Raw genomic sequence first — 25,986 nt, 5'->3', positions numbered from 1 at the left:
TACCGTGGAGTATGGAGTTCTATTTCTTGATCGTGTCCTCGCTGATGGCGATCACATTTGTTTGGGTTCTCGTTTCGGAATTTCGCCAACGCAAACGTCGTCGGCGCCGCCGATCCGGGGGCAGTACCGGTGGCTGGTCCGTAGGAGGAGGCGGCGGCGGATCGGGGAGCGGCGGCGGCTGTGGCGGAGGTGGGGGCGGCGGAGGTGGCGGAGGTGGCGGTTGCTGACACTGCGGCGCCGCGGGAGAGGAGGCCGCCGCGAACACCAATAGGCTCGTCCTGTGAGCGAATCGCAGGACAGCAACCGGGCCTCGCCGCGCGCGACAGTGGCGGACGCGCTGCGGGAGGATATTCTCGCCGGCCGGCTCTCCCCCGGGGATCGCTTGCGCGAGGTCGACCTCGCCGAGCGGTTCGGGGTCTCGCGGATCCCGGTGCGTGAGGCACTGTCGCAGTTGCAGAGCGAAGGTTTCGTCACGCTCGTTCGCTATCGCGGGGCGACGGTGTCCGCGCCGTCCGGTTCGGCGGCCCGGGAGCTGGTGCAGATCCGGCGGGGGCTGGAGGTACTCGCCGCGCAGCTGGCAGCGCGGAACCGGGGCGGCGCCGCGGCCGGCGAGTTGGCGCGGGCGGTGGAGCTCGGGCGGGCGGCGGATCTTCAGCACGCCCACGACGACCTACCGGCGTTGACTCTGCGTTTCCATAGACTGGTGGCCGAGGCATCGGGTAATCAGCAGTTGCAGGTCATGTTGGAGCAGATACTCGAGCGGGTTTCGTGGATCTTCGGCCAGCGGCTCGATACCCGGACCCACATCTCCTGGAGTGATCACGCAGCGATTGCGCAAGCGATTCTCAACGGCTCTCCAGCGCAGGCCGGCTACCTGATGGACGAGCACATCGCCCGGGACGAGGACCTCCTCATGGATCTGGACCCGGACAGCACGCCGATATGATCCCGGGCAGTTCGCAGCCACCCGGACAGCGCTTCTTGTATACAAGATAGCGGCGCAACAAACTCCATCCTGGAGTGTTCACGGCAATGGAACGTTGAGCAACATCACCGAAATGTGATTTGTATACAAATTCAGGTGTTGCTTGTTTCTTCTGCCCGAGGCCAGGTCCTATGTCCACCGACGCCGCCCCGACCCACTCGCCGCCGCTACCACCCGCTCCCCCGCTCCCCTTCTGGCGCACAGCGCTTTTCGGTGTCCAGCATGTGCTCGTCATGTACACCGGCTGCGTCGCGGTGCCGCTCGTATTCGGTGCCGCGCTGGGCCTGGACACCTCTACCATCGCGACACTGGTGAACGCCGACCTGCTGGTCGCCGGTGTCATCACGCTCGTGCAGGCCCTCGGTATCGGGAAACTGCTGGGGGCGCGGATGCCGGTGGTGGCGGGGGCCTCGTTCACGGCGGTGACGCCGATGATCCTGATCGGTGAGGAATACGGCCTGTCCGCGGTGTACGGCGCGATGATCGCGGCCGGGATCTTCGGGGTGCTGGTCGCGGTGCCGTTCGCCAAGCTGGTGCGGTTCTTCCCGCCGATGGTGCGCGGGGCGGCGGTCACCATGATCGGGCTGTCGCTGATCGGCAAGGCCGTATCCATGACCTTCGGCGACGAACCGGCGGGTGGTGCGCCGCTGGCGCTGGCGGCGGGAGTGGTCCTCACGATCATCGCCCTGATGAAGTACGGGCGCGGGCTCGTCGCGCAGTCGGCGGTCCTGATCGCGCTGGTGCTGGGCACACTCGCCGCGGCCGCGCTCTCGCTCACCGATTTCAGCGCCGTGGGCAGTGCCGACTGGTTCGGCCTGCCGAACCCGTTCCTGTTCGGCACCCCGACCTTCCCCCTCGCCGGAATCATCTCGATGTGCCTGGTGATGCTGGTGATCTTCACCGAATCCACCGCCTACCTGATGGCCACCGCCGATAATCTCGGCCGCCCGCTGGACCAGAAGCAGCTCGCCCGCGGGTTGAGCGCCGACGGCGTCTCGGCGGTGCTGGCCGGGTTCCTCACCTCGTTCCCGGACACGATCTTCGCCCAGAACGTCAGCCTGGTGCGGATGACCGGGGTCGCGAGCCGGGGTGCGGTCGCCGTGGCCGGTGGCCTGCTGGTGGCGCTGGGCCTGGTGCCGAAGATGGGCGAGGTGGTGGCCAATCTGCCGGGGCCGGTGATCGGGTCGGTGAGCCTGGTCATGTTCGCCACGGTCGCGGGCGTCGGTATCGCCACGCTCGCCAGGGTGGACTATTCCCGTAACGACAACCTGCTCGTGGTCTCGCTGGCGATGGGGATCGGGATGATCCCGGTGGTCGCGCCGGAGGTGTACGAGGGGCTGCCGTCGTCGGTGCGGATCATCGCGGGGGGCGCGATCACCAGCACGGTCATCGTGGCATTCGTCCTGAATCTGCTGTTCAACCATCTGCTCCGGACCTCCGAGGAGACCGCCGTATGACCGGTATCGCCCTGCTGACCGTGCCCACCGCCGACCCCGGCGATACTGCACCTTTCGAAGTGCTGGCCGAATCCGGTTATCGACCAATCGATCTCGTGTCGGTGATCGGCAAAACGGAAGGCAACGGCTGTGTCAACGATTTCAGCCGCGGCCTGGCCGCCGCGGTATGGGAGCCGCGGATCCCGGAGTCCGCGGTCACCGTGTTCTCCGGCGGCACCGAGGGCGTGCTGAGCCCGCATGTGAACCTGTTCGTCCGCGACGAGAAGCACCATCCGGGTTTCGATCGTGGCCTGGTCGCGGGGGCCCGGCGCAGCCGCCCGCTCGAACCGGCGGAGATCGGCCGCGCGGCACAGGTGGACACCGTCGCCGATACAGTCGGGAAACTGCTGGCCGAACTCGGCGTCACACCCACCGACGTGCGCCTGGTGCTGGTGAAATGCCCGCTGCTCACCTCGGCCACCATTGCCGCGCTGCACACCGCCGGGCAATCCCCCGTCGCGACCGGCACCTACGCGTCGATGGGCTTCTCCCGGGCGGCGAGCGCGCTGGGAATCGCTGTCGCGCTGGGCGAATGCGATCGGCAGACCGCACTGGGCGCGCTCGGCGGAGGGGCCGGCGTATGGTCTGCCCGCGCGTCCGCCAGCGCCGGCGCCGAACTGGACGACTGCCACATCCTGGTGGTCGCCGAGAGCCCCACCGCCGCGAATCCGCTGCGCGCGGTGCACGGGCATATGACCGATGCCCTCGACCTCGCCTCGGTGCAGCAACTGCTGGACCGGGTCGCGGCCGAGGGCGGCACCGTGCGCCAGATCTTCGCCAAGGCCGAAGCCGACCCCACCGGTTCCGTGCGCGGCTTCCGCCACACCATGCTCACCGATTCCGATATCAACGCCACCCGGCACGCCCGGGCCGCGGTCGGTGGCCTGCTGGCCGCCCTCAAAGGCGATGGCGCCGTGTACGTCTCCGGCGGAGCGGAACATCAGGGCCCGCCGGGCGGCGGCAGCATCACCGTGATCTACGAACTCCCCACTCCCGATCGGAACGCCGCGCTATGAGCACCACAACCACCTTCGATACCGAAACCAACTGGGAGATAGAGGAATACGAAGATCGTCCGGTGCCTGCCGACCGCAGGCGCGGGCTCGGCTCGGTATCCGCGGTGTGGTTCGGTTTCCCGATGGTGCTGACCTGCGCCATCTTCGGCGGGCTGATCGTGTATTCGCTCGGCTTCTGGCTCGGTCTACTCGCCATCGCCGTGGGCAATATCTGCATGATGCTGTATGTCGGCGCGCTCAGCGTGATTGCGGGACGCAGCGGGAAGAACTTCGCGCTCACCGCCGCGGAAAGTTTCGGTAAGGCCGGCGCTTTCCTGCCGTCGGCGTTCCTGGCGACCATCGTCATCGGCTGGTTCGCGTTCCAGACCGGGATGGCGGGGGCGATCCTGCACGACACCCTCGGCTGGCACGAGCAGTTCACCGCGCTCGCCGCCGGTATCGCGTTCATCGCGGTCACGCTGCTGGGGATCCGGGCGCTGTCGGCGATCGGCCTGGTCGCGGCACCGGTCTACGTGATACTCGGGCTGGTCGCGGTCGGTCTGGCCGTCGCCGACGGCGGCGGTTCGCCCGCCTCCTATCAGGGCGGCGCGGGCGCGGCGGCCATGAGCTTCGGGGCCGCGGTGACGCTGGTGATCGCCTCGTTCATCGACTCCGGCACCATGACCGCCGATTTCACCCGCTGGTCCCGCAACGGCCGCGAAGCCTTCCTCGCCGCGGCTTCGGCGTTCCCGGTCGGTAATTCGATCGCGCTGGTGATCGGCGGCCTGGTGGTGGCACTGGGCGGCAGTGCCGATCCGGCCGCCGACGGCGGGAATTTCCTCGGCTTGCTGGTCGATCACGGGGGTCTGCTGGTTCCGCTGGCGGTGGCGTTCGTGTTCATCAATCTGGGCTCGGTATGCGCGCACTGCCTCTACAACGGCGCCGTGGGCTGGAGCCAGCTCTCCGGTGGCAGGATGCGACGGCTCACCTTGATCCTCGGCGCGGTCGGGGTGGTGCTCGCGGTGGCCGGGATCTGGTCGTACTTCGAGCAGTGGCTCAACCTGCTGGGGGTGATCGTGCCGCCGATCGGCGCGGTTGTCATTCTCGACCAACTGGTTCTGCCCCGTTTCGGCCTCGGCGCCGGGAACCGCGAAACCCGCTGGCACTGGCCGGCCTTCACCGCGTGGGCCGGTGGCGCCGTCGCCGCCCTGATCACCCACGAGTTCGCCCCCTGGCTATCCGATGCGGTCATCGGTTTCGTGGCCGCCGCCCTCATCCTCACCCTCTGCGCAATCCGCACCGCGCGAAGCAACAAGGAGATCCCCGCATGACCATCACCACCGTGGACGCCGCGCCCTACACCTGGCCCTTCGACGGCCCGATCGATCCGGCGCGCACCGCACTGCTGCTGATCGACTGGCAGACCGATTTCTGCGGCCCCGGCGGCTACGTCGACCAGATGGGTTACGACCTGGCGCTCACCCGAGCAGGTCTGGAACCCACCGCGCGGGTACTCGCGGCCGCCCGCGAACTCGGCCTCACCGTTATCCACACCCGCGAAGGCCACCGGCCCGATCTGTCGGACCTGCCGGCGAACAAACGCTGGCGGTCCGCGCAGGTCGGCGCCGAAATCGGCAGTGCCGGCCCGTGCGGTCGCATCCTGGTCCGCGGTGAACCGGGCTGGGAGATCGTGCCCGAGGTCGCCCCGATTCCCGGCGAACCGATCGTCGACAAACCGGGCAAAGGCGCCTTCTACGCCACCGACCTCGACCTGCTGTTACGCGGTGCCGGGATCACCCACATCGTCCTCACCGGGATCACCACCGATGTCTGCGTGCACACCACCATGCGCGAAGCCAACGACCGCGGTTACGAATGCCTGGTGCTCTCCGATTGCACCGGCGCCACCGAGAGGAAGCATCACGACGCGGCGCTGAGCATGGTAACCATGCAGGGCGGGATCTTCGGCGCGGTCGCCACCTCCGGCCAATTGCTCGCCGCGCTCGGTAAGCAGTCCGTCACCGCATGAGGGTCGTGCTGATCCACGGGGTGGCCACGGACAGCCGGGTGTGGGCGGCGACGGTCGCCGCGCTCGGCCCGTCCGTGGAAGTTCACTGCCCCGATCGGCCGCAATCCGGGGATATGGACACCGAAATCGCCGCCCTCGCCCCGTTGTGCGAGGGGGCGTTCGTGGTGGGGGTCAGCGGCGGGGCCACCCTCGGGTTGGAGCTGGCGGCCCGGGGCGTCGAGTTCGCCGGTGCGCTACTGCACGAACCGGCCGCCGGTTCACTGGCACCCGAATTACTCGACGAAGTCGCGGCGGCGTTCCGGCGTGACGGGGTGGCCGGTTTCGGGCGGGCGCTCTACGGACCGATCTGGACACCGGAACTCACCACCGCCTCACGCGAAACGGTCGCCGGCGAACTGGCGATGTTCCGCGCTTTCGAACCCCGGCCGGTCGGCCCACTGGCGCAGCGGATCACGCTGACCGTGGGCCGGCAATCCTCCCCGGCGCGGCACCGATCGGTGCGGGATCTCACCGCAGCACTCGGAACCGAATGGCACGTACTACCCGGTGTGGGCCACGCTGTGCACCTGGAATCACCGCGCCGGTTGGCCGGCGAGGTCGAAGTGGCCCGGACCACAGCGTCGCACGAACGCTGAACTCCACTGTGGACCTGCACATGTTCCCAGTTGAACGCCCAGGAACCAGCACCGAGGGCCTCCCCCTATCGGACCCGGATCAGATGATCAGGTTGTCGTGGTCCTTCCAATACAACTCGCGGAGGCGGCGCTTGTAGAGTTTGCCGCTCGGGTCGCGGGGGAGTTCGGCGGTGAAATCGACCGAGCGCGGGCATTTGTAGGCCGCCAGTTCGGTACGGCAGAAAACCATGAGGTCGGCGGCCAGGGCATCGCTCGCGGTGGCCGGGTCGGCCGGTTGGATCACCGCCTTCACCGCCTCCCCCATCTCCTCGTCCGGGACACCGATCACCGCCACATCCGCTACCGCTGGGTGCGCGGCGAGAATGTTCTCGGCTTCCTGGGGATAGATGTTGACGCCCCCGGAGATGATCATGTGGGCTTGCCGGTCGGTCAGGTAGAGGTAGCCGTCGGCATCCAGATAGCCCATATCCCCGAGGGTTCGCCAGCCGTTCGGGTGGGCGGCCGCGGCGGTTTTCGCCGGATCGTGGTGGTATTCGAACGGGCGGCCACCGTCGAAGTACACGACGCCCACATCCCCCGGCGGGAGTTCCGCGCCGTCCTCGCCGCCGATATGGCATTCCTGGGCCGGCCGGCCCACCGAACCCGGATGGTCCAGCCATTCCCGGGCGGTGATGTAGGTATTACCGACATCCTCGGTGCCCGAGTAGTACTCGGCGATGATCGGTCCCCACCAGTCCAGCATCTGCTGTTTGATCACGACCGGGCACGGTGCGGCGGAATGGACGACGTCCACCAGGCTGGAGGTGTCGTAGCGGTCGCGTTCGGCGGGCGGCAGCCGGAGCATGCGCACGAACATGGTCGGCACCATTTGCGTGTGGGTGATGCGGTGGCGCTCGATCAGTTCCAGGCACTGCCGGGCATCGAAGCGTTCCATGACGACGACGGTGGCGCCGAGCCGGTGCCATGACATCGAGAACACCAGCGGAGCACCGTGATACAGCGGCGCGGGCGAGAGGTATACCGCGTCCTGCGTCGCTCCACTCACCAGCAGGCCACGGGCGATCTGCACCGGCGCGGCGGACGGATCGCCCAGTGGAGTGGCCGGTAGCGGTTTGCGGATTCCCTTCGGCCGCCCGGTCGTGCCCGAGGAATAGAGCATTTCGCGGCCCTCGCACTCTTCGGCACCGAGCGGGTCGGCGGATGCGGCGGCCAGCACCTCGTCGTAGCGCTCGAAGCCGGGCAGCGCACCCGTCCCCGCTATCCGCACCGGGATGCGCGACAGATCCAGGTCCGCGACCACGTCCGCCATGGTCGCGCCGGCGATCAGCGCGGTGGCGCCGCAGTCGTCCAGGATGTACTGCACTTCACCGGCGGTGAGATGCCAGTTGACTGCCGTGTAGTACAGCCCCGACCGCTGCGCCGCCCAGGCTGTTTCGAGAAACTGACGGTTGTTCTCCATCAGGATCGCGATATGGTCACCGGTGTTCAGTCCGCGTGCGCGCAGAGCCCGGGCGCCGCGGATCGACCGTTGCTCCAGTTCCCGGTAGGTGACGACCTCCCCGCTCGACGCCATGATGATCGCCGGGCGATCCGGTGCCCGTTCCGCATGCCATCCGGGGGTCATCTCCGCCGACCCCGCGGACTCGACCGAATACTGCTCGTTCGTCATACGCCTGTCCTCACCCCGGCGAAACCGCCTTATCCGGTTGTACTCCACCGGAGGGCTTCGGCGCGGCGATTATTCGAAAAGCACGGCGTGCGCCCAGACCCACCGAGGATCCGCGGTGTAGTCCACACCACGGATCGGCGAGGTCGGTGCGGCGGAGACGTGCGGCGCCGAACCTACCTATGCGTGTTCACCGTCCCCACCCCAGGTCTTTCCCCCACATTCCGTAGCGTTGTCCGCAGAATCCGCCGAGGAGGAGGTCGAACGTGACGGAGACCGCGGGCGGGCGAACGGTGCGGGTCGGCGACCGGGAGATCTACTACGCCGAATCCGGTTCGGGACCCGCCGTACTGATGTTGCACGGCGGCGGCCCCGGTGCCTCGGGGCAGGCTGCGTACGCCCACAATGTGGATGCGCTGGCCCGCCGGTTCCGGGTGATCGTCCCGGATATGCCCGGGTACGGGCGGTCGAGCAAGTACCTGGACCGATCCGACCCCTTCGGCGACCTGGCGGCGGCCATGACCGGGCTGCTGGACGCGCTGGGGTTGCGCAGCGCGCATGTGGTCGGCAATTCCTACGGTGGGGCGGCGGCCTTGCGGATGGCCACGGACTCGCCGGACACGGTCGACCGGCTGGTTCTGCTGGCTCCCGGCGGTATCGGCACCACCCGAGCGTTGCCGACCGCGGGCTTACGGGCGCTGCTCGCCTACTACGGCGGCGCCGGTCCCGGCCGCGAGAAGCTCGCCACCTTCATGCGCGAATACCTCGTGCACGACGCGCGCACCATCACCGACGAGATGATCGACAACCGCTATCGGGCGAGCCTGGATCCCGAGGTCGTCGCGAATCCGCCGCTCCGCCGGCCCTCGGGACGGTCCGCCCCGCGCACCCTCTTGCGGATGGACCTCACCCGCGATCCCCGACTGCGCCGGATCCCGCATCCGACGCTGGTGATCTGGGGCGCGGAGGACCGGGTGAACCGCCCCTCGGGGGCGCATATGCTCGCCCGCCGGATCCCGCACTGCGATGTGTACCTACCGGCCGCCACGGGGCACTGGGTACAAGGTGAACGGCCCGAATTCTTCAACAGCCTGGCCATCGCCTTCCTCGACGAACCCCAGTAACCGACGCCTGTGCCGATATTGCGCGTAATCGACCGCGCGGTGTCGGCCCGGGGAGATCGTCGGCCGCCGGATTTCGCGAAAGCCGGACCGCACCGATGAGTTTCGGCGTACTGACCGAATCACGGTTCACTTTCCGCTAGTGTCGCGCTGGCCGGGCGAATGTCCGGTGGGGCTTGCGCCGCGGCGCGGCGGCGGTCCCGGTATCGGCTCGGCGGTCGGTGCACCGATCGCAACGTTTCCGTAGAGGAGCAGCATGTATCCCGGCGCGCATGTCGATCGTTTCCCTGATAAACCGGCCGTAATCCTCGCCGAGACCGGTGAGACGCTGACCTATCGGGAGCTGGAGAACAATTCCGTCCGCCTCGCCCGGCACCTCCACGAGGCGGGTCTGCGCAAGGGCGACCACCTCGCGCTGCTGTCCGGGAACGATCCGAAGGTGTACGAGGTGTACTGGGCGGCGTTGCGATCCGGGCTTTACATCACCGCCGTGAACCGGCATCTGTCGCCGAGCGAGATCAGCTATATCGTCAACGACTGCGGGGCGCGGGCGCTCATCGCGTCGGCCGGTCTGCGCGAGGCCGCCGAGAAGATCATCGAGGAGACGCCGGGCGTGGAGATCCGGCTGGCCTTCGGCGGCGAGGTCGAAGGACACGGATCCTATGAGGAAGCGCTGGCCGGCACTTCCGCCGAACCTTTGGCCGATCAGCCCCGCGGCGCCGATATGCTCTACTCCTCCGGGACCACCGGGCGGCCGAAGGGCATCAAACATCCGCTGCCGGACCGGCAGGTCGGCGATCCGCCCGGCGATACCTACACCGCCGTTTTCGGGCCGCTCTACGGATTCGATACCGAGACGGTCTACCTGTCCCCCGCTCCGCTGTATCACGCGGCGCCGCTGCGGTTCGGGGGCGTGGTGCATGCCCTCGGCGGGACGCTGGTGGTGCTGGAACGTTTCGACGCCGAAGAGGCCTTGGCGGCCATCGAGCGCTACCGCGTCACCCACAGTCAGTGGGTTCCGACCATGTTCGTCCGGATGCTGAAACTCGACGAGGCCGTCCGCGCCCGCTACGACGTTTCGAGCCTGCGGGTGGCGGTCCATGCTGCCGCGCCGTGCCCGGTCGAGGTCAAACAGAAGATGATCGACTGGTGGGGGCCGGTGCTGCACGAGTACTACGCGTCCACCGAGGGCAACGGCGCCACCTTCATCGACAGCGAACAGTGGTTGCGGAAACCGGGGTCGGTGGGTCCGGCCGGGCTGGGTGCGGTGCGGATCTGCGGCGACGACGGTGCGGAACTGCCGGCGGGCGAGATCGGCACGATCTATTTCGAACGCGAGGAAGTCCCGTTCACCTACCACAACGATGCGGCGAAAACCGAGCAGGCGATCCACCCGCAGCATCCGACCTGGACCACCACCGGCGATATCGGCTACATCGACGAGGACGGTTTCCTGTTTCTCACCGACCGTAAGGCGTTCATGATCATCTCCGGTGGTGTGAACATCTATCCGCAGGAGATCGAGGACGCCCTCGCCCTGCATCCGAAGGTTCTCGATGTCGCCGTGATCGGCGTCCCGGACGAGGAGATGGGCGAATCGGTGAAGGCCGTGGTGCAACCGGCCCCCGGCGCCGAACCCGGCCCCGGATTCGCCGCGGAACTCCGCGACTACCTGCGCGCCCGTATCGCGGGATACAAGGTCCCGCGTACGGTCGATTTCGCCGGCGAACTCCCCCGCACCCCCACCGGGAAGCTGGTCAAGGGCAAACTCCGCGCCCAATACCTGTAAGACCCCGGCCGTCGAGTACCGAGTAGGTCTCCGGTACCGGCCACCTGGCTCCTGGAGTTCGTAGGAGCGGTGGGGCGGTTGCTCGCACCTCTGTACGGCGGGCCCCCGGTGCCGGATAATCGGCGGCGACCCCAATGCCCGACACCGGAGAACACAAATGCCCATGCCGGTCGGCCGACGCGCCGTCACCGCGTACGTGACTTCCGGGTGTTTGCGCCCATGAGCCACGGAGTACGGCGGTCGCCTCGGCAGGGCAGATCGCGTTTCACCGTCGACACCCTGCTGGAAGCGGCGGCGCAGTTGTTCGGGCGCGACGGCCTGGCCACCACCACCAACCACATCGCCGAGCGGGCCGGCACCTCGATAGGCACGCTGTACCAGTACTTCCCGGACAAGCAGGCGATTCTGCACGCGCTGGCCCGGCGGCATGTCACCGAGGCGGCTACCCGCCTGGGCGCCGTACTGGACGAGGTGCGCGCCGCCGAGCCGCCGTTCGAGCCGGCGCTGCGCCGAGTGCTGGACGTGGTCGTCGATCTGCACCGCGACCGTCCGGGATTGCACGCCCTGATGCACCGGATGGCGTTGCGCGAGGCGGGTGAGCTGGCGGTGATGCACGCCTTCGAGGATCATCTCGCGAACGAACTCGCCTATCACCTCCGCCGCTGCGGTCGCGGTGGCGCCGACCCGGCGCCGACCGCGCGCCTGCTGGTGCACACGATCGATGCGCAGGTGCACCGGGTGAATGCTCGGTACCCGATGACCACGGACGACCTGATGGCGGTGGTGGAGCGGTTGGCGCCGCCGGTATCAGCCCCCTGAGCCGCCCACTTCGGCGAGGATCGCGCGCAGAGCCGTGGCCAGCTGCGCGATTCCCGGTTCTTCGACGGGAAAATGCCCGCAGTTGTCCAGCAGCACGGTTTCGCGCCGGCCGGGAATCCGTTCGAGGAAACGGATACTCAGCTCGGGTGGCGTCCACTGGTCCGCGGCGGGGTGGACCAGTGTGATCGGGGCGGCGGTGAAGTCCTCCGGCGGTGTGTGCCGATAGTCCACGAAACTTCGGAGGAAGCCGAGCGGGACCCTGGTGCCGCCGCCCAGCGGATCGGTCGCGCACAGCCGTGACAGGCCGGGGTCGAGGCTCATCTTGTCCATATGGGTGATCCAGCGGATGGGTACGCGGAGCCGGCCGCAGACCGGGTCGATCCACCGCAGCAGGCGCGGGCCCGACCGGCCGGGCAGGTTCCATCGGGTCAAGGCGGCGGGCGCCCCCGGGGCGGTGGGGTCCAGCAGGCAGGTCGCCACGACGTGCGCTACCGCGCCGGTGCGTGCGGCGACCTCGTAGGCCAGCATCCCGCCCATACTCGCGCCGAACAGCACCAGCGGCCGGTCGTCCGCCGCGGCCCGGGCGTGCACCAGATCGCACAGCAGGTCGACCCACTCGCCGTAGCGCACCCCGGCCGGATCGGGTTCGATGGTCTGCCCGTACAGCGGGAGGTCGACGGCCGTGGCATCGACGTTCTCCCGCAGACCCAGCGCCACCGCCGGCCAGAGCAGCCCCGAGTGACCGCCGGCGCCGTGGATCGCCAGGATCCGTACCGGAGCCTCGGGCACTGCCGCGCGCAGCATATGGACGCGGCGACCCCGCCACTCCCACCATTCGGAGACCGGTTCGGCGACCGAATCGGACCGGTAGGGATCGGGAAGGAACTCGGCGTACGCGCGGTGCGCTTGTGCGTTCATATCTCCAGCCTCGGGGAGCCGGGCATACCCCACAACTCGCTTTCGACAGCCGTCCTTATACGGTCTGAACTGCGCTGATGCAGCCGTATCGGGGAGTTGCTCAGCTCCGGGTCGGCGTCCGGCCGGGGCCCCGTGGGCCGGCGGGGCGACGTTTGCCGCGCTCGATCCGGGCAATACCGCGGGCGACGGGACCGGTCCGGTGACGAGCGGGCAGGAGAGCGTGACGATGGCCGATAACGCGGAAAAGCGGTCGAATATCAACGATGTGGAAAAGCGCTGGACCGGCGACCGGGGAGGCTTCCGGCGGGCTGTGCGCTACACACTGGCGGTGCTGGGGGTTGCCGCGCTGGTCTGCGCCGGTACCGCCATCTGGTCGGCCACGGCGCAGTGCCGGGACGCCGATTCGCTGCTCTGCGATACGCCATCCCAGGTGGCGGTCCTGTTCGGTCCCGGTGTGCTGCTGTTCCTGGGTGGTATCGGGGCGTTCGTGGAGACGATCCGGGTATGGCGGCGCGGTGGTACCTGGCCGATCTGGCAGGGCGCGGGCTGGTTCCTGTTCCTGATCATGCTGTTCTATCTCGGTATCGGCGCCACCACGATCCCCGCGGACTGACCGGGCGCACCTCCGGATTCGACCGCGCCGGGCACCTGGTTCCGGTAAGAGTCCCGGTAGGCCTGCTGATCGAGCGGTACCTGTGGCAGACTTTCGAGGAATGCTCGGATGACGGCCACGCGACTCGATGGGGTCGCGAGGACCGTGCGCGGAAGGTGATGCGGGAATTGAGATCGCGATGGATCTGATCGCCATCGAGGGCCGGGTGGCCACCGACCGGATCGCGGCCCGGGACCGCACACCGGAAACCGAATTACAGCTGGCCACCAGCCTGTCCGAACTCGCCGCCGCGTATCTGGCCACCAAAACCGATGGTTCGATACGTAACCGGGTGGCCGGGGCACTCGAACCCGCGCAGGAAGCGGTGATGATCCGGTTGCGCTGGTTCACCGCCGGCCGGGTCACCGCGCAGTTCGCCAACGAGGTACAGGACACGCTGCGGCTGCTGGAGCAGGCGGCCCGCGAGATCGGGCACCGCGAACTCGCCACCGCGACCATCCGCGACGCCTGCAACGCCTATACGCAGGTAGCGCACGATCATCCGAATGCGGCGGGCGCCTGCGCGGACAGCCTGTCGAAATGCGGTGTATGGCTGTGCCGGCTGGACCCCGGCGCGGCCGTTGTGGCGACCGACGAGGCCGTGCGGATCCGCGCCGGTCTCTTCGCGGCGGATCCGGATCAGTCCCGGAAATACCTCGCCACCTTGAACACTCTGCTGCGCACCCTGATGGTGGGCCGGCAGCGGAAACAGGCGGTGGCCATGTACCGCGAGCGCTATACCGCGCTCACCACCCCGGAGATGGCCGCTCGGCTGCGGGCGATGAAAATCGAGGAGATCGGTTTCACCGGCAAAACCCAGTCCGCGCTGCGCAAACTCGAATGCCGCACGCTGGAGCGCGCCGGTTATCTGACCCAGCAGCAGATCCTCTATCAGAGCGCCGGTGATCTGGCGACCATCGAGGAGATCAACTGGAATCTGGCGCTGGTCGGGTTGAAACCGCTGGTGGCGGGGGCGATGCCGGAGCAACCGGCCAAACCGGTGGAGATCGGTTCCTCGTTCGGTGCGCTCGGTGTGCTGTGTTCGGCACCGGATGCCTTATCGCAGGTGCGGGCGGCGATCATCGCGGCCTACACCGAGGCGGGCGCGGAGCTGGTGGATATCAACACCGCGTACGGCGTGGACAAGGCCCATTGGGGCACCCGGGACCCGCAGATGAACGCGACCCCCGAACTCGGGGAGGATATCGTGCTGATCGAGCGGCGGTCGGGGAGCTGGGTCGCGGTGCAGAGCCTGAAATGGGAGCTCACGCCGGTGGCGAAGAATCCGTTGGCTCGCAGTCTTTCGCGGCAGTGGCCGGTGATGAGTGTGACCAGTACCGAGAGCCTGGCCTACGAGCTGTGCTGGTACGAACAGGGCGCGGCCACCCAGTACGCCGCGCTCGGGCGGCCCGCGGAGCCGGTGGCCCTCGATACTCCGCTGGCGCCACTGGATTTCGGCAAGCTCGCCGATTACGGCGCCGATTACGCCTCGGAGACGCAGATCCGTTCGGCCTTCGGTAACGCGACCATGTTCGCGAAGCTCACCGAGCTGCCCGCCAGCGGTATCCGGCAGGCCGCCGAGGCGCGGCCGCTGGCCGGCTACGGCGATCAGGTGCTGTGTTTCCGTGGTCCGGGGGCGAAACGGCCGGGCGGCGCCTGAACGCCCAGCCGCATGTAGCCGGGGTCACCCCGATACCCTAGCGACCGCTTGGTGAGACTCGTCTCGGCCGCCGAACCATGCTTCGCTATGGTTTGGACCGAAGCTGATGCATTGCCGGACAACGGCAATGCCGGGAACATTAGGGTGATATGCGCCGATCACCATGGTGTCGTCTGCGCATGCCCTGGAACGGGTTGATCTATCGTGGCTGTTCGGCGGCATTTGTCCGACTCGTGGGATCGGGCACTGCGCTCCGGCAGGGATGTCACTCGCGGCCGGGTCGGTATCCGCACCCGGCTGCTGTCGATCCTGCTGATCACCAACATCACGCTGCTGATCATCGGGGTCGGCGCCGCCGGATACCTGGTGAAGGACAGTCTGTCGGCCCGGGTCTGGGCCAACCTCATCAGTAGCACCACCACGCCGGTGATCTCCATGGTCGAAACCTTCGAGGAAGAGCGCCGGCTGTCGATGCTGTACCTGGAGGGCGATCCGGTCGCGGCCGGCGCCCTCGCGGACGCGCGGCAGCGTTCCGATACCGCGCTCGCCGCGACGATCGCCAAAGGCGAGGCGGCCCAGCGGCTCGACCCCGGCGGGTCAGCGGCCGAACTGGAGACGTTCCGCCCGCTCTACAACAGCGTTCCCGGTTTCCGCGCCACCATCGACGCCCGCGCGGTACCCGGTGCGGAAGCGTTCGGATTCTTCAATACGGTGATCGACACGATTTTCCGGGCGTCGCTGATCGCCGCCCGGGTCGCGCCCGACGCCGGCCTGGGAATCGCACTCGGTTACGGCGTCGAACCGCTGCGGGCCGCGGAAGCCCTGTCGCGCGCGGATACCCTCGGTATCGTGAGCCTCGCCCGTGGGGAAGCGACGCCGGATCAATTCCTCGAATTCCACCGGTATGTCGGTGAGTTCCGCGCGCAGGCCGCCTATTCGGCGTCCGTACTGAAGGGTGCGCGACTGGACCAGCTGCACGCCCTCACCTCGTCACCGGACTGGCAGCAGGTGACCGCCATGCAGGACGCGATGGTGCTGCGCGGCCCCTTCCCGGCTCCGTCCGAAAGCGGTGACGACACCGCGGAATCCGATCAATCCGGTCCCGCCACCCTGCCGATGACCGGACCGGCCTGGCAGGAAACGTCCACCCGGCTCAGCTCGGCCCTGCTGAAACTGTGGGAGGACCAGAGCCGCGACGCACACGCCATCGCCCGCGAGGAGGGCACCGATACGGCGAGCCTGTCGCTGATCGGCGGGATCGTGGTCCTGGCCGTCACGCTGGTGGCGTTCCTGGGCACCTTGTTCGTGGCCAACCGGTTCATCGGCCGGATGCGCCGGCTGCGCAGCGACACCCTCGAACTGGCCGATCACCGGCTGCCCGACCTCATGCGGCGCCTCGACAGCGGCGCGGAAATCGATACGGCCGCCGAGGTGGCCCGGCTGGACTTCGGTACCGACGAACTCGGCGAGGTGGCCGACGCGTTCAACCGGGCGCAGGTCGCCGCGGTATCGGCGGCCGTTGCCGAATCCCGCACCCGGGCCGGTTTCCGCACCATCTTCCTCAATATCGCCCACCGCAACCAGGTCGCCGTGCACAAACAGCTGGCCCTGCTCGATCGCGCGGAACGCCGCGAGGAGAACGCCGACCAGCTCGAGCTCCTGTTCGAACTCGACCATCTGGCCACCCGCGCCCGGCGCCATGCCGAGAATCTCATCGTGCTGGGCGGGGAGAACCCGGGCCGGGTGTGGCGTAATGCGATTCCGCTGTGGGATCTGATCCGCGGGGCCGCGGCGGAAACCGTCGACTACACCCGGATCCACACCGGTCACGCGCCCGATGTGCTGATCGCCGGCCAGGCCACCGCCGACCTGATCCACCTGCTGGCGGAGCTGATGGACAACGCCACCGCGTTCTCACCGCCGCAGTCGCGGGTCGAGGTCTCGGCGGCCGTCGTGGGCCGTGGAGTCGCAGTCGAGGTCGCCGACCAGGGGCTGGGTATGTCGGCCGACGAAATCGTCGCCAACAACCAGCTGCTCTCGCAGCCACCGGATTTCGGGGTCGCGGCGCTGTCCGGTGATACCCGGCTCGGGCTTTTCGTCGTGGCCACGCTGGCAGCCTGCCACGGTGCGTCGGTACGGCTGTCGGATTCGATGTACGGCGGAGTCAAGGCCGTCGTGCTGATCCCCACCGAACTGATCGAAGAACGGGCCGTGCCCGGCGCCGGAAAATCCGCGGACAACGGCCCCCGTCCCGAGGGGGCCGGATCCCAGGATTCCGCAGCGAACGGCAGCGGACCGAACTCCGCCGTACCGAACGGCAGCGCCGCACCCGCGGGCGTCGCGGCCCCGGCGCGCCCCGGCGGCTCGGCCCAGCCGGCCACCGATACCGCGGCACAGCAACCGGATACGGGAACTCGCCCGCCGCTGCCCCGCCGACGCCGGCAGACCGCCGAACCCGCCCCTGCTCCCGAACCCGCCGATTCCGCCGCCGGTACCGCCCCGGTCGCCGAAGCGCCTCGTCCTCGCAGCGCCGAGGAAGCACGCAATCTGATGGCCGCCATCGAGGGCGGCACCCGGTCGGGACGCAGTGCGCTCCCGGAGCCGGCCGAATCCGAGAGAACTCGACAGGAAGGCGACGATGACCATTCCCCCGCGCACTGACCCGAACCGGCCGCCGGCGGAACTGGTGAGCAGGCTGCCGGATGCCGGACCGAACGGCCGGCCGCGGCCATGAGCGGACCACACAACACCTCGGGGGACGAGGAGGACGCCGGCCCGGTCGTACGTCTCTATGCGCTGACCCGCGGCCGGGGTCGCAGCGAGCGCGCGGAGCTCACCCTGGATTCCATGGTGGTCGACGCCGGTTCGGGCCTGGCGCTGCGCCGACCGGAACCCGAGTACGCCGAAATAGTCCGGTTGTGCCGGACTCCGCAGTCGGTGGCCGAGGTATCGGCGCAACTCGGTGTTCCGCTGGCACTGACAAAGGTCCTGGTCGGGGATTTGATCGACGACGGCCGGCTGATCGTGCGCGCACCGGTGGAGACTCCCGACAACGCCGCGGGACTCGATCTCCTGCGAACGATCGCGAACAGTTTGCGGGGCGGTTGATCCGAGGCACACCCGCCGATCGGCCTTCGAAAGCGCCACCGCGCGACCCGCGCCACCCGGACTCCGGGGTGAGCGCCTCATTTGCATGTCCTCTTCCGCGATACCGCGCGCATCCGTTCGCTAGAGTCTGGGACAGATAAAGCGCATTGCGAGGAAAAATCTAGTAGAAATTATCGCAATGCCGGGATAGCTGGGATGGGCCGACCGGCGGCCGGTCGGCCCATCACCCTGAAATGAGTGGGTCTACGTTGGGATTTCGCCTACCTCTCGCCGGAACATTCCTGCGAAAAGCGCGTTCCGGAGCGAATCGCACGCGCGGGCGGGTCGGCATCCGCACCCGGTTGCTCGCGATCGTGCTCGTCACCAGTATCGCGCTGGTGACCATCGGGATCGGCGCAGCCGCCTACCTCGTGCGGTCCGGCCGGGATGCGACGACCTGGGCCGAACTTGCCAGCAGCACCACCAGTCCGGCAATTCTCATGGTGCGGGCTTTCTCGGAAGAAAGGCGGCTGTCACTGCTACTGCTGGCCGGCGATACGAGAGTGGCTCCGGCGCTGGTCGCGGCTCGTGGCCAGTCCGATATCGCGCTGGCGGAGATCTTCGCCAAGGGCGATGCGGCCCAGCAGCTCAACCCCGAAGGTGCCCAGGCCGAAATCGCCGGCTATCAGCAGCTGTTCGGCCAGGTCCCCACCACCCGGGCCGCCGTCGACGCGGGCACGATCCCCCGGCCCGAGGCATTCGCTTTCTACAGCTCGGTGATCGAAACGATCGTCGCGGCCTCCATGCTGGCCGCCCGGGTCGCGCCGGACGCCGGTGTAGCGATATCGCTCGGGTACGGCGTCGAACCCCTGCGGGCCGCCGACGCGCTGTCCAAGGCGGACACCCTGGGCGCGGCCGCACTCACGCTGAACGAACTGACCGAGGCCCAGCTGGTCGAATTCAACCGCTACGCCGGTGAATTCCGCGGCGAAGTCGCGTATTCCGCTGCGGTACTCAAAGGCGAACGGCTCGCGCAACTCCGGGCAATCACCGATTCCGCGCCTTACCGGCAGGTGATCGCCATGCAGGACGCCCTCATGGCCGGCGGCGCACGGTCGGCCGCCGAATCCGAGGACAGCTCCGGCACCTATGAATCCGACGCCACTGAATCCGACGCCACCGGGGAACCGGCCGCGCTGCCGATGGATATCGCCACCTGGCAGCAGGCCTCCGGCCAGGTCATCGAAGGCCTGTTGAAACTCTGGGAGGATCAGAGCAACGACGCGCACGTCACCGCCCGTGCGCAGGGTGACGATACGGCCGCGAAATCGATGCTCGGCGGTAGCGCTGTCCTGCTGCTCACCGGGTTGACCTTCCTCGGTGCGCTGCTGATGGCCAACCGCTTCATCGCCCGGATGCGGCATCTGCGCAACGACACCCTGGACCTGGCCGACAACCGCCTGCCCGATCTCATGCGCCGCCTCGACGACGGCGCGGAGGTCGACACCACCGCCGAGGTCGCGCAGCTGGATTTCGGCACCGACGAACTCGGTGAGGTCGCCGACGCCTTCAACCGGGCCCAGCTGGCCGCCGTATCGGCCGCGGTGGCCGAGGCCAAGACGCGGGCGGGTTTCAACGCGGTGTTCCTGAATATGGCCCATCGCAACCAGCTCGCGGTCCATCGCCAGCTGGCGCTGCTGGATCAGGCCGAACGCCGCGAGGAGAACGCCGATCAGCTCGAACTGCTCTTCCAGCTCGACCATCTCGCCACTCGCGCCCGCCGCCACGCCGAGAACCTCATCGTCCTGGGCGGCGAACAACCCGGCCGGCGCTGGCGTAAACCCGTGTCCCTGTGGGACATCATCCGGGCCGCGGCCGCGGAGAGCCTGGATTACACCCGTATCCACACCGGGCGGGTGCCGGAGATGCGGGTCGTCGGCAAAACCGCGGCCGATCTCATTCACCTGCTCGCCGAACTGATGGACAACGCGACGGCGTTCTCCCCGCCGGATTCCCGGGTCGAGGTCTCGGCCACGCTGGTGGGGCGCGGTGTGGCGATCGAGGTGGCCGATCAGGGTCTCGGGATGCCGGAAGACGAGATCGCCGAACGGAACCTGGCGCTGGCCCAACCGCCGGACTTCGGTGTCACGGCATTGACCGGCGATACTCGCCTGGGACTGTTCGTGGTCGCCACCCTGGCCGCCCGGCAGGGTATTTCGGTACGCCTGACCGAATCCGCGTACGGCGGAATCAAGGCGATCGTCCTCATTCCGACCGCACTCACCGAACCCGCCGGGCCGCCACCGCTGGAAGCCGCCCCGGTGATCGAACCCGCCCTGGCCGGCGCGGCCCCCGCGGCGCCGCTCCCCTTCCGTACCTCGCCGTCGACCACCTTCGCCACCGCACCGGTGTATGAGGAGCCCTACGATTCCCGCACGCTCGGTTCGGACGTCTACCCCGCCGTCACTTCCGAAGTCCGGTATCCGGAGCCGCACGCGGAGCCGGCGCCGTATCGCGCGGGGGCCGGTCGCCCGCCACTGCCGCGCCGTCACCGCAAGGCGACCGACCCCACCGTCCGGGAGGAGGACCCGGATGCCGGTGTGGCCCGCCCCCGGACCCCCGAACAGGCCCGCAACCGGATGTCGGCGATCTCGCGCGGTAGCCGTTCGGGTCGCCGCGCACCGTATTCCGATACCGATGCTCCAGAACGCTCTAGACGAGAAGGCGAACGATGACCAACCCCGATCGCACCGATCTCAGCTGGCTACTCGAGGAATTGGTTCGCGGTCTACCGGATGCCGATTCCGCGGTGCTGCTGTCCACCGACGGCCTGCTGATGGGACATTCCTCCGGGCTGGACCGCGACGACGCCGAACGTTTCGCCGCGATGGCGTCGGCCTTCCACAGCCTGGCGCGGAGCGCGGGAAGTCATTTCAAGGCGGGCGGTGTCTGCCAGACGGTGGTGGAGCTCGACCGGGCGGTCCTGTTCGTCACCGCGGCCGGTGGTAACGCCTGTCTCTCACTGCTCGCCGCCGACTCCGCCGACCTGGGGATGGTGGCCTACGAAATGAACCGCACCGTTCAGCAGGTCGGCACCCATCTCGGCGTCGATTCCCGGGCGTACCACGGCGACCGCGGCCGGCCGGGTCCCCATGACCACCCGGCTGGGTACGACCGCGACCGGCCCGGCGCGCACGTACGCGGCTATCCGAACGGCATACGCTAGCCGTGTCGGGGCCCGACGATCACTGGGACGAGGACGACGACGGTCCCATCGTGCGCCTCTTCGCGGTGACCCGCGGGCGAGGCCGCACGAGGCGCCGGGAGCTCACCCTGGATACCAGGGTGGTGGACCGGGGCGCCGGGCTCGCGCCGCAGCGCACCGAACCCGAGTACGTCGATATCATCCGCCTGTGCCGGACCGCGCAGTCGGTGGCGGAGATTTCGGCACAGTTGCGGCTTCCGCTGGCCATGGCGAAGGTGCTCGTGGGAGATCTGATCGACGACGGCCGGCTGGAGGTCCGGCCGCCGTTCGAAACCACGATAGATCCCGCCCGGGATATCGGTCTGCTGCACAGCATCGCGCGCAGCCTGCGGGAGGTCTGACCATCGCGCCGGACCTCCCGCGCCCGCGGTCAGCCCAGCCGGGCGGCGAGGCGGGTGGCGTTCATATGGGCGATGGCTTCGATCGTCACCATCGGGTTCACCCCCGAGGAGGTCGGGAAGCAGGACGCGTCGGCGACGACGATATTCTTCACCTCCCAGGCCGCACCGTCTGGGTCAGTGGCGGAGTTTTCCGCCGAACCACCCATCCGGGCCGACCCCATGATGTGCAGGGCGCCCATCGTGCAGCGTCCCGGACCGTAGCCGGCGGCCTTGGCGGCGGCCGAGAACTCACCGAGCGAACCACGAACGCCCGGTTCGTAGGAGACACCCGCTTGATGCCCGGAGAAGATCCGGGTGGCGCCCGCGGCTTCGAGAATCCTGGCCGCGCCTTCGATACCGGTGTGCAGGTGGGCGGCGTCGTAGTCGGAGATCCGGTAGTCCACGGTGGGTTCACCGTCCCGGTCGACCTTCACCGCACCGGAGTCGCGGTCGCGGGTGATGATGCCGACGGCATTGGTGCGCGCGAAATCCTGCATCACCCGCCGATGATCCGCCGAGCCCTGCCAGCTCATGAATCCCGTGGACGAGCCCGGCGCCAGCGGACCCGTCTCGTAGATCACGCCGTAACCGTTTCCGTCGAGATCGGCGTGCTGCCGGCAGATCCGCGTCTGCAGACCGCCCTCCCAGGGCCGCACCTCTTCGTCGAAGAGTCCGAAAACCGCTGCCGCCGGATGCAACCGCAGGTAGCGGCCGATGTTCTTGTTACCCAGCCCCGACCGGCGCAGCAGTGCGGGCGTCTGGATCGCGCCCGCCGCCACCACCACGGCTCGCGCGCGGACCTCGAACTCCACACCCGTCGAGGTACACACGGTGACCGCTTCGGCGATGTTGTCGCGCACCGAGATCCGCCGTACATTCGCGTCCACGATCAACCGGGCGCCGCGGGCCGCGGCATCGGCCAGCCATGTTTTGGTGACCGACTGTTTGGCCCCCAACCGGCAGCCACTACCGCACCGGCCGCATTCGACACCGGCATCGCAGGCATCGGTCACATTGCGCGGCAGGGGGTCGACGGGCCAGCCGAGCGCACGCGCGCCGCGCTCCAGGATGTTGTCCCGTACCAGCGGGGTGGAGCGCCGCTCGTTCACGCCGAGCCGTCGCAGCACCGTATCCAGGGATTCGGTGAACTCGGACTCCGCGAACTGTACGGCGCCGACTGCGGCCCATTCGTCCCGGACGCTGTCCGGCGTGGGCAGCGATGTACTCCAGTTCACCACCGTGCCGCCGCCGAGACAGGATCCGGCGACCAGCGCGAGCTGGCCCTCGCTGGATGCCAGCGGTCCGGGCGAATACAGCAGCTGCTGGCCGGCGAGTTCACCGCCGCCGAAATCCTTGTCGTCGTAGTACTCGCCGCGTTCCAGGACGACCACATCCAGACCCGCTTCGGCGAGCACTCCGGCGGCAGTACCACCACCGGCGCCGGAGCCGACGATCGCGACATCACAGGTGAGGCTCGCCGGTTCGGTGATGCGCTGCGGGCGCAGCGCGGGCTGCGGCGCATTCGCCAGTGGTCCGGGGATCGCGTCGTAGCCCAGGTGTTTCCACAGGGGATTGACTCCCGTCGGCCCCGGAGTCACGTTGTATGCCAGCAGCGACGCCTGCTTCAAGGCCTGGAATACCGCGCGCACGGCACCGAGCCGGGAGGCGCCGAGTCGAAGCAGCGCCTTCTCCCGGTTCTGCTGCGACAGTTTCGAATACCGCCGCGGACCCCACCCGGCGAGCAGTCCGGTGACCGGACCGTCCCACAGGTCCAGCAGCATCGCCAGCTGCTTGGTCTCGGCTTCCCGCGGGTTGCGCGCCAGAAGTGCCAGCACCGTGTCCACAGCGCCCAGTTCGGACGCCGAAGGCAGGGTCAGGCCGTCCCCGGGCAGGAACGTATCGCAGATCATTTCCAGCGCGGCGCGCTGTTTGTCGGTCGGTTGCATGGTTGTCCCTTCGCTACAGCCGATTTCTACCACGGTGTGCGAATATTCGCTCACTTATAAAGCAATACCCTGCTATATAACCTCGCTCTGGTCTAGAACATTAGTTCACTTATCGGCGCCCGGAACCGCACGTTTCCGGAAGCGCCCGCAACGCCGATGCTCGATGATCGAGCGATGGAAGCGTTGGTGCGAACAGTGGTCCTGACAGCAGTGGCACTCTTCTTCACCGGAATGGGTCTCTACGCCCTCGCCGCGCCCGCGCGGCTCGTACGGCCCTTCGGTATCGGCGTCGGCACCGCACCGGGACGCTCCGAGGTACGGGCGGTGTACGGCGGATTCGGTCTCGCGGTGGCCGGCGCACTGTTCTGGTCGGCGACAACGACCGGCGAACTCGGGCGGGGCGTGGTGCTCGCGGTCGCGGTCGCGCTGGCCGGGATGGCGGCGGGCCGCGTGGTTTCGCGGGTGCTGGACGCTCCGGCCGCGTTCTATCCCGTCTGGTTCTACTTCTGGGTCGAGACGCTCGCGGCCGCGGCACTGCTCACGGTGAACTGAAACGGGATGGCCGGCGGTGCCGTCAGAACAGGGTCATCGGTTCGGTTTCGGCGGGGTCGGGCAGCGGTACGAGGTCCGGGACATGGACCCGGACCTCGTCGTGAAAACGGCGCGCCAAATCCCGGGAGGACGCGTTGTCCGGAGTGTGCAGGAAGACCGTCGGCGAACGCCCCTCCCGCAACCATTCGACCGTCTGCTCCACCCAGGGCCGCCAGCCGGCCACCGTCGCCTCGGGATCGTCGCGACCGTGATACCGCACGATCGGGGTTTCGGTGAGTGCCCGCATCCGCCGCGGCAATCGCGGTTTCTTCGACTGCGCCTCGTACTCCGCCGAACTCGCCGGCCGCGCCGCGAACAGGACGGTGGTATCGAACGGCACCCACTCCGCCCCCGCCCTACCCAGTGCTCGTTCGAGCTGGTTCGCCGCATCATCGTCAGTGAAGAATGCCGGATGCCGCACCTCCACCGCCACCCGCAGCCCGGCCGGGACCTTCCGGACGAATCCGGCCAGCGACCCCAGCTCGTTCGGCCCGAACGTCCCCGGCAACTGGATCCACAGCGCGTGCATCCGGGACCCGAGAGGCTCCATGGTGTGCAGGAAATCGTTCAACTCGGCGTCCACGCCCGAGAGCCGGCGTTCGTGAGTGACGGTTTTGGGCAGTTTGACCACGAACCGGAAATCCGGGGCGGTCTGCTCTGCCCAGGTTTCCACGGTCCGGCGGGCCGGCACCGCGTAGAAGGTGGTGTTGCCTTCCACCGCATCGCACCAGCTCGCGTAGCTGCGCAGTTTGTCACCCGGCGCCGGCCAGGCGGCATGTGTCCACATGGCGCAGCCCACGGATAAACGCATATCCCGGCCTCCGTCAGCGCTTCAATCCGTGCGTCCGCGCAACAACCTTCTCGATCACCGCCGCCGGCGCCAATCGCCGAAGCAAGAATACGACCGGCGCCCGACTACCTTTGGCGTACAACGGTTTCGGCTTCTCCGCCGAAATCGCGCGCAGGATGGTGCGCGCCACTTCTTCCGGACTCGTCCCGGCCCGCTCGTTACGGTCCAGGTTGGTGATCATCGTCGCGAAATCCGCCGCATATACCGAATCATCCGCAATGTACTTGGTGCGCCGCTCCCCGATCCCGGTCGCGATCGACCCGGGTTCGACCGTACTGATCCACACTCCGAACGGCGCCGTCTCCAACCGTGCCGCGTCCGCGAAACCCTTGATCGCCGCCTTCGTCGCCACATACGAGGACCGGTAGGCCAGCGGGAAACTCGCCAGCATCGACCCGACCATGATGATCCGCCCGTACCCGCGCTCCCGCATCCCCGGCAGCACCAGCTGCGTCAGCTGGACCGCACCGAATACGTTCAACTGGAATATCCGGGTGACGGCGTCGTGCGGCAGTTCCTCGATCGGGCCCGACTGGCTCTCCCCCGCATTGTTCACCAGCACATCCACCGGTCCGAGCTCCTGCCCGAACCGCTCGATACCGGCCGGGTCGGTGAGATCGAGCGCGCGATACTCCACCCCCGGAACCCGCGCCGAGGCCGCAATCGAATCCGGATTCCGGCTGGTTCCGATCACACGGTAGCCCTGCTCCACCAGCAGCGCGGCAGTAGCTCGCCCGATCCCCGACGACGCCCCCGTCACCAGCGCGGTCTTCGCCATACGACCCCTATCCTCGACAATCCGGGCGCCCGGCACGAGCCGGGCGGAACCGCCAATCTAACCGATCGGCGGACCGGGCCGGGGAATCACCAAGTGCTGTACATACCGCCGAGGGTGCCCAGCATGTTGAGGAAGATGATGTACTTCAGGAAGCCAGGCATATCGGTCTCTCTTCGATCGTCGAACTCGGTCGCCGGAGGGCGACCATCTACCGATTACCCTCCGACCAGGCGTCACACTCCTAAATATGTGCGCTGCTGACCTTTTCGATCACCGATACGAATTCGTTACTTCCCGGGCTCCGCTCGCCCACCACTCCCGCCC

The 25,986-nt window shown here is 68.2% G+C and carries 22 protein-coding genes; 17 read left to right on the top strand and 5 right to left on the bottom strand.

Annotated features, from left to right (window positions below):
• The first annotated feature begins 280 nt into the window (after positions 1-280).
• The 6 genes from ACFWPH_RS21820 (at position 281) to ACFWPH_RS21795 (ending at position 6,140) form a co-directional block, all read left to right on the top strand.
• On the top strand, positions 281-946 hold the full coding sequence (locus ACFWPH_RS21820) for a GntR family transcriptional regulator (RefSeq protein WP_378753763.1): 666 nt from the start codon (positions 281-283) through the stop codon (positions 944-946).
• A gap of 170 nt (positions 947-1,116) precedes the next feature.
• Entirely contained in the window at positions 1,117-2,442 is a 1,326-nt protein-coding gene (locus ACFWPH_RS21815) for a nucleobase:cation symporter-2 family protein (protein WP_378753761.1), read from the top strand.
• Positions 2,439-3,497, top strand: a complete 1,059-nt coding sequence (locus ACFWPH_RS21810) for a ring-opening amidohydrolase (RefSeq protein WP_378753759.1) — start codon at positions 2,439-2,441, stop codon at positions 3,495-3,497. Before ACFWPH_RS21815 ends, ACFWPH_RS21810 begins: the two co-directional genes overlap by 4 nt.
• Positions 3,494-4,807, top strand: a complete 1,314-nt coding sequence (locus ACFWPH_RS21805; RefSeq protein ID WP_378753757.1) for a cytosine permease — start codon at positions 3,494-3,496, stop codon at positions 4,805-4,807. The genes ACFWPH_RS21810 and ACFWPH_RS21805 overlap by 4 nt, the downstream gene beginning before the upstream one ends.
• Positions 4,804-5,505, top strand: coding sequence for a cysteine hydrolase family protein (locus ACFWPH_RS21800; RefSeq protein ID WP_378753755.1), 702 nt, complete (start codon positions 4,804-4,806; stop codon positions 5,503-5,505). Before ACFWPH_RS21805 ends, ACFWPH_RS21800 begins: the two co-directional genes overlap by 4 nt.
• Positions 5,502-6,140 (top strand): alpha/beta fold hydrolase, encoded by a 639-nt coding sequence (locus ACFWPH_RS21795; RefSeq protein WP_378753753.1) that lies wholly within the window; start codon positions 5,502-5,504, stop codon positions 6,138-6,140. The genes ACFWPH_RS21800 and ACFWPH_RS21795 overlap by 4 nt, the downstream gene beginning before the upstream one ends.
• 79 nt (positions 6,141-6,219) lie before the next feature.
• Here ACFWPH_RS21795 and ACFWPH_RS21790 read toward each other — a convergent pair whose 3' ends face one another.
• Positions 6,220-7,764 (bottom strand): acyl-CoA synthetase, encoded by a 1,545-nt coding sequence (locus tag ACFWPH_RS21790; RefSeq protein WP_378754248.1) that lies wholly within the window; start codon positions 7,762-7,764, stop codon positions 6,220-6,222.
• Between the two features lie 308 nt (positions 7,765-8,072).
• Between ACFWPH_RS21790 and ACFWPH_RS21785 the strand changes: the two genes are divergently transcribed.
• The 3 genes from ACFWPH_RS21785 to ACFWPH_RS21775 all read left to right on the top strand — a co-directional run bounded on the left by ACFWPH_RS21785 (position 8,073) and on the right by ACFWPH_RS21775 (position 11,535).
• Entirely contained in the window at positions 8,073-8,930 is an 858-nt protein-coding gene (locus ACFWPH_RS21785; protein ID WP_378753751.1) for an alpha/beta fold hydrolase, read from the top strand.
• Positions 8,931-9,183: 253 nt separating this feature from the next.
• The gene (locus tag ACFWPH_RS21780; protein WP_378753749.1) at positions 9,184-10,716 is read left to right on the top strand and encodes an acyl-CoA synthetase; all 1,533 of its coding nucleotides are present in this window, start codon (positions 9,184-9,186) and stop codon (positions 10,714-10,716) included.
• A gap of 219 nt (positions 10,717-10,935) precedes the next feature.
• On the top strand, positions 10,936-11,535 hold the full coding sequence (locus ACFWPH_RS21775; RefSeq protein WP_378753748.1) for a TetR/AcrR family transcriptional regulator: 600 nt from the start codon (positions 10,936-10,938) through the stop codon (positions 11,533-11,535).
• On the opposite strand, the gene ACFWPH_RS21770 is transcribed toward ACFWPH_RS21775, so the two are convergent.
• Complete coding sequence (locus ACFWPH_RS21770) at positions 11,524-12,453, bottom strand: alpha/beta hydrolase (RefSeq protein ID WP_378753746.1); 930 nt, start codon at positions 12,451-12,453, stop codon at positions 11,524-11,526. The genes ACFWPH_RS21775 and ACFWPH_RS21770 overlap by 12 nt on opposite strands.
• A gap of 226 nt (positions 12,454-12,679) precedes the next feature.
• On the opposite strand from ACFWPH_RS21770, the gene ACFWPH_RS21765 reads away from it, so the two are divergent.
• From ACFWPH_RS21765 to ACFWPH_RS21735, 7 genes are all read left to right on the top strand, one after another.
• Positions 12,680-13,066 carry a hypothetical protein gene (locus ACFWPH_RS21765; protein ID WP_378753744.1) on the top strand — a complete coding sequence of 129 codons (387 nt, stop codon included), beginning with the start codon at positions 12,680-12,682 and terminating at the stop codon, positions 13,064-13,066.
• A gap of 178 nt (positions 13,067-13,244) precedes the next feature.
• Positions 13,245-14,765, top strand: a complete 1,521-nt coding sequence (locus ACFWPH_RS21760) for a hypothetical protein (RefSeq protein WP_378753742.1) — start codon at positions 13,245-13,247, stop codon at positions 14,763-14,765.
• 204 nt (positions 14,766-14,969) lie between these two features.
• Complete coding sequence (locus ACFWPH_RS21755; protein WP_378753740.1) at positions 14,970-17,426, top strand: nitrate- and nitrite sensing domain-containing protein; 2,457 nt, start codon at positions 14,970-14,972, stop codon at positions 17,424-17,426.
• Between the two features lie 69 nt (positions 17,427-17,495).
• A complete protein-coding gene (locus ACFWPH_RS21750; RefSeq protein WP_280414222.1) occupies positions 17,496-17,873 on the top strand; it encodes a DUF742 domain-containing protein in 378 nt (125 codons plus the stop codon).
• Between the two features lie 233 nt (positions 17,874-18,106).
• The gene (locus ACFWPH_RS21745) at positions 18,107-20,587 is read left to right on the top strand and encodes a nitrate- and nitrite sensing domain-containing protein (RefSeq protein WP_378753738.1); all 2,481 of its coding nucleotides are present in this window, start codon (positions 18,107-18,109) and stop codon (positions 20,585-20,587) included.
• On the top strand, positions 20,584-21,078 hold the full coding sequence (locus ACFWPH_RS21740) for a roadblock/LC7 domain-containing protein (protein ID WP_378753736.1): 495 nt from the start codon (positions 20,584-20,586) through the stop codon (positions 21,076-21,078). The genes ACFWPH_RS21745 and ACFWPH_RS21740 overlap by 4 nt, the downstream gene beginning before the upstream one ends.
• A 2-nt stretch (positions 21,079-21,080) precedes the next feature.
• Positions 21,081-21,458 carry a DUF742 domain-containing protein gene (locus ACFWPH_RS21735; RefSeq protein ID WP_378753734.1) on the top strand — a complete coding sequence of 126 codons (378 nt, stop codon included), beginning with the start codon at positions 21,081-21,083 and terminating at the stop codon, positions 21,456-21,458.
• 29 nt (positions 21,459-21,487) lie between these two features.
• Here the strand turns inward: ACFWPH_RS21735 and ACFWPH_RS21730 are convergent, their stop codons facing one another.
• Positions 21,488-23,443: a GMC family oxidoreductase gene (locus ACFWPH_RS21730; RefSeq protein WP_378753732.1), complete on the bottom strand. Its 1,956-nt coding sequence runs from the start codon at positions 23,441-23,443 to the stop codon at positions 21,488-21,490.
• Positions 23,444-23,617: 174 nt separating this feature from the next.
• Here ACFWPH_RS21730 and ACFWPH_RS21725 point away from each other — a divergent pair, with 174 nt between their 5' ends.
• Complete coding sequence (locus ACFWPH_RS21725; RefSeq protein WP_378753730.1) at positions 23,618-23,995, top strand: DUF4345 family protein; 378 nt, start codon at positions 23,618-23,620, stop codon at positions 23,993-23,995.
• A 22-nt stretch (positions 23,996-24,017) separates the two neighbouring features.
• On the opposite strand, the gene ACFWPH_RS21720 is transcribed toward ACFWPH_RS21725, so the two are convergent.
• Both ACFWPH_RS21720 and ACFWPH_RS21715 read right to left on the bottom strand, forming a co-directional pair.
• The gene (locus tag ACFWPH_RS21720; RefSeq protein WP_378753728.1) at positions 24,018-24,845 is read right to left on the bottom strand and encodes a DUF72 domain-containing protein; all 828 of its coding nucleotides are present in this window, start codon (positions 24,843-24,845) and stop codon (positions 24,018-24,020) included.
• Between the two features lie 13 nt (positions 24,846-24,858).
• The gene (locus ACFWPH_RS21715; RefSeq protein WP_378753726.1) at positions 24,859-25,662 is read right to left on the bottom strand and encodes an SDR family oxidoreductase; all 804 of its coding nucleotides are present in this window, start codon (positions 25,660-25,662) and stop codon (positions 24,859-24,861) included.
• Positions 25,663-25,986 lie beyond the last annotated feature (324 nt).

The organism is Nocardia sp. NPDC058499, from assembly GCF_042719915.1.
Classification (GTDB): domain Bacteria; phylum Actinomycetota; class Actinomycetes; order Mycobacteriales; family Mycobacteriaceae; genus Nocardia.
Note: the sequence above shows the minus strand (reverse complement) of the source record. Positions and strands in the feature narration are given on the sequence as shown.

Excerpts from the sequence above, each read along its gene's own strand:
- ACFWPH_RS21815 (WP_378753761.1), top strand. The coding sequence starts at position 1,117 with ATGTCCACCGACGCCGCCCCGACCCACTCGCCGCCGCTACCACCCGCT.
- ACFWPH_RS21810 (WP_378753759.1), top strand. The coding sequence starts at position 2,439 with ATGACCGGTATCGCCCTGCTGACCGTGCCCACCGCCGACCCCGGCGAT.
- ACFWPH_RS21805 (WP_378753757.1), top strand. The coding sequence starts at position 3,494 with ATGAGCACCACAACCACCTTCGATACCGAAACCAACTGGGAGATAGAG.
- ACFWPH_RS21800 (WP_378753755.1), top strand. The coding sequence starts at position 4,804 with ATGACCATCACCACCGTGGACGCCGCGCCCTACACCTGGCCCTTCGAC.
- ACFWPH_RS21795 (WP_378753753.1), top strand. The coding sequence starts at position 5,502 with ATGAGGGTCGTGCTGATCCACGGGGTGGCCACGGACAGCCGGGTGTGG.
- ACFWPH_RS21790 (WP_378754248.1), bottom strand. The coding sequence starts at position 7,764 with ATGACCCCCGGATGGCATGCGGAACGGGCACCGGATCGCCCGGCGATC.
- ACFWPH_RS21780 (WP_378753749.1), top strand. The coding sequence starts at position 9,184 with ATGTATCCCGGCGCGCATGTCGATCGTTTCCCTGATAAACCGGCCGTA.
- ACFWPH_RS21775 (WP_378753748.1), top strand. The coding sequence starts at position 10,936 with ATGAGCCACGGAGTACGGCGGTCGCCTCGGCAGGGCAGATCGCGTTTC.
- ACFWPH_RS21770 (WP_378753746.1), bottom strand. The coding sequence starts at position 12,453 with ATGAACGCACAAGCGCACCGCGCGTACGCCGAGTTCCTTCCCGATCCC.
- ACFWPH_RS21765 (WP_378753744.1), top strand. The coding sequence starts at position 12,680 with ATGGCCGATAACGCGGAAAAGCGGTCGAATATCAACGATGTGGAAAAG.
- ACFWPH_RS21760 (WP_378753742.1), top strand. The coding sequence starts at position 13,245 with ATGGATCTGATCGCCATCGAGGGCCGGGTGGCCACCGACCGGATCGCG.
- ACFWPH_RS21750 (WP_280414222.1), top strand. The coding sequence starts at position 17,496 with ATGAGCGGACCACACAACACCTCGGGGGACGAGGAGGACGCCGGCCCG.
- ACFWPH_RS21745 (WP_378753738.1), top strand. The coding sequence starts at position 18,107 with ATGAGTGGGTCTACGTTGGGATTTCGCCTACCTCTCGCCGGAACATTC.
- ACFWPH_RS21740 (WP_378753736.1), top strand. The coding sequence starts at position 20,584 with ATGACCAACCCCGATCGCACCGATCTCAGCTGGCTACTCGAGGAATTG.
- ACFWPH_RS21730 (WP_378753732.1), bottom strand. The coding sequence starts at position 23,443 with ATGCAACCGACCGACAAACAGCGCGCCGCGCTGGAAATGATCTGCGAT.
- ACFWPH_RS21725 (WP_378753730.1), top strand. The coding sequence starts at position 23,618 with ATGGAAGCGTTGGTGCGAACAGTGGTCCTGACAGCAGTGGCACTCTTC.
- ACFWPH_RS21720 (WP_378753728.1), bottom strand. The coding sequence starts at position 24,845 with ATGCGTTTATCCGTGGGCTGCGCCATGTGGACACATGCCGCCTGGCCG.
- ACFWPH_RS21715 (WP_378753726.1), bottom strand. The coding sequence starts at position 25,662 with ATGGCGAAGACCGCGCTGGTGACGGGGGCGTCGTCGGGGATCGGGCGA.